The sequence below is a fragment of the Paracoccus sp. (in: a-proteobacteria) genome (assembly GCF_046462195.1).
In the GTDB taxonomy this organism is placed as follows: Bacteria; Pseudomonadota; Alphaproteobacteria; order Rhodobacterales; family Rhodobacteraceae; genus Paracoccus.
The window spans coordinates 1-3,064 of record NZ_JBKGUN010000289.1 but is presented as its reverse complement, the minus strand read 5'-3'; the positions used below and the strand labels follow the sequence as shown (position 1 = coordinate 3,064).

Annotated in this window: 1 protein-coding gene; it reads right to left on the bottom strand. The window is 57.8% G+C overall.

Annotated features, from left to right (window positions below; genetic code table 11):
* Nucleotides 1–1,518 precede the first annotated feature (1,518 nt).
* Complete coding sequence (radC, locus tag ACLHHB_RS17320) at nt 1,519–2,259, bottom strand: RadC family protein (RefSeq protein ID WP_410219530.1); 741 nt, start codon at nt 2,257–2,259, stop codon at nt 1,519–1,521.
* Between the last annotated feature and the right edge of the window lie 805 nt (nt 2,260–3,064).

Here is a 3,064-nt window from a genome sequence, read left to right as displayed (position 1 = left end):
TCAGGCATATGCCTAAGCCTCCATGGTTATGCCCAAGTGTCCGGTCGAAATGGGGGCCAGTCCACATTTGGCATCATAAGCCCTGTCGCCCAAAAAGCGTTCAGCAGGGGGAAAGTGTCTCGAAAGCACGAGCGCGCCCAACTGTCAGCCATCTGTTCCGGCGAAAGGCAGACGTCCAGCGGCCGGCCCTTGCCGTCGCTGACCATGTGCCCCCGGCGTTCAAATCGCCTTTCGTGCGTCCGGTCGCCCGCAGACGGTCCCGTCCTCCGAAAAAGCGATCCACCGGCTTGCATCGGGATCTTCGGTCTTTCGGGCACTGGCCGCAGTGCGGTGCACCTTCAGGGATGTGCTGTCCAGCATCACCGGATCGCCCTGTACCCCGGCTGCACCAGTTCCTGGAAGATCGGGGCGAAAGCACCCATCCGGAATCAGCGGTCGAACCTGATGCAGAGGGTCTTGCAGCGGCCACAGACCGCGGTCAGGTTACCCTTGTATGGGCGGCGGGTTGGCCCTCATCATCCTGCCATTAGAGACCATATCGCCTGAGGCTGATGATGCCGCTCGGCCCCTTGCAGCTGCCGGGCAGGGCGCTCCCTCGGATCTCGAAAAGAGCGGATCAACAAGCCGCATCTGCCGCGCGCCCAGCCAGAAGTATCGTGCGCCTTTCGTGATCACGAACAGCGCGATCAACTAGTATCCGGCACCGCAATAAAAATCCCTGAGGGGCCGATGTTAGGAGATTTCGGCGCGCTTCGAACCCTCGATATGGCTGCCCCAAACGCGTGCCACCTTGGGTACGGGCGAGCATTTGGCTTGGATAAAGGGCGCGCATTTCGTGCCCGTGCCGGACTGCCTCTTGGTATCTGAATGGTTTGGAGCAGAGCGATCCGATACCTCGAAGACAAAGCGGCTTGTTTGACTCTTCTTCTTTATAGCCTGCATCGGCTTGCGGCACAGCATTGCCCTGCTGCAGGTGCTGAATATAGAGCAAGTTTACCATCAGGAAAGCTAGAACTGAAACTGTTTTCGGAATTCATGAAATACTGGCCACTGCATCAAACGCGCCAATTACCCCGCACCTCGCCTGCACAGCGCCAATGCCAGCGGATCATGAAGGTCGTTCTGACAAGGCAGCTCCCTGCTTGTAAGCGGATGTAAGCCCGCCAAAACCAGCAAATCCCACACCTTAGCTGTAGTTTGGATTGACAGCCCAAAATCCTCCACGAATGGCGACGGCTGGAGCAGGAGGCTGATGATACTGGTTACGGCCGGCATCTGTCAGGTTCAAGAACCCCCTCAGCAGAGGCTTTGAACTATGCCCTCGTTACTGAGCACTCGCGACGTCGCCGGCTGGCTACATGCTGAGCACTATTTCCTGCCTGGAGCTACAGCCTTTGGTAGTTCAGGGCGCAAGCAGATAAAGCAACGTCTGAGCTTTGCAGGTGTCACAGTGACGGCATCATCTGTTCTTCAGCCCACCACCGAGAGTGGCAAAACGCGAACACCCTCCCAGAGCATTCACAACAATCCTGCCTCACGGAAGGAAACCTCTGCCTCTTTTCCGATGATGACATGGTCATGTACAGTGACATCAAGGGCCTCGCAGGCTGCCATGACGCGGGCAGTCATGGAGATGTCCTCGCGGCTTGGCGTGGGATCGCCGGAAGGATGGTTGTGGACCAGGATGACTGCGCTGGCGTTCAGCTCCAGCGCACGCTTGGCGACCTCGCGTGGATAGACAGGGACATGGCCTACCGTACCGCTGCCAAGAGCCTCATCCGCGATCATGGTGTTCTTGCGGTCCAGAAACAGAACGCGGAATTGCTCAGTTTCGCGATGCGCCATGCAGGTCCGGCAATAGGCGATCAACGCGTCCCAAGATGACAGAACCTCGCGCCGCAGAACCTTTGCTTGGGCCATCCGCTGCGCAAACGCATCCACGACACGTAGCTGCAGATAAACCCATCGGTCGGTCCCCTCAACCTGCAGGACACGGTGTTCGGAGGCGGCAATGACGCCGTTCAGATCCCCGAAGGTGGCAAGCAGGCGCTTGGCCAGCGGCTTGACGTCGATCTTGGGGATGGCATTGAAGAGGAGCAATTCCAGCAGCTCGTATTCCGGCATGGGCGCATGGCCGCCCTCCAAAAAACGGGTACGCAAGCGCTCGCGATGTCCCCAATAATGCGGGCGGGCGCTGCCGTCATCATCCTGAAGGAGTCCGCCGCCAGCGGCAACGTCGGCCTTCAAGCGGTCCGTCATGCGGAACGACCTTAAATAAGCAGGTTCGATGATAGCATCCGCAGGCGGGCTGCGAGCCTCGAGATCGGCCAAACCCCTCATTGCCTCCTCGGAAAAGCCGCCAAGGCTGTCAATGGGTCGGTCCGGCCATGACCGACTCGGCCGCACCTCACCGACAGGCTCATTGCCACTGACATCTCCCTCCCGACGCTGCTCTGTCATTCTCACCATCTGCCTGCGCCCATATTCCCACCAGTGTGGAACGTCTTTTGTGTTGTTCGCGCAATCTGCATGATCAAGGTAAATGAAGCATTAACAGGGGAAATTTGACCCGAATTAGGGAATTAGCCCCTTCCACTTGCATGGCTGAGGATGTCTTTACGGGCCAACAAGATTTCTCACATGTGTAGAGGTTTTATTGAAGGAACTCCCCTTGGCAGGGGCTGCCTTTCTCATAACGGGCTCATTGAGCAGCTCGCCAATGTTTGGAGCGGATATGCGAGACCTTCCTGCTTCAGGTCCAAGCCATCGCCAACTGAGGGCTCGCAATGAGTGGCGACCTTACAGGTTCACCCTATGCTTCTGCGGCGCAATGCAGGTGCTGTCCGCTCTTTCTTCGCCACTCAGTTTTCCGAGCAAATCTTATGAATTCACCACTCATAACGGCGACCCGCAAGCTTCAGCTTGTTATTGTTGTCCTGTTCTTATGGATCCATAGCGTTGACAGACGCGCTCCTCGAGAACCTTCGGGTGCCGGACCTGATCTTTCGCCTGGTCCGGCGCGGGCAGAACCTGCGGTTTCACGTAGGGGAGTTCCATCGGGGGC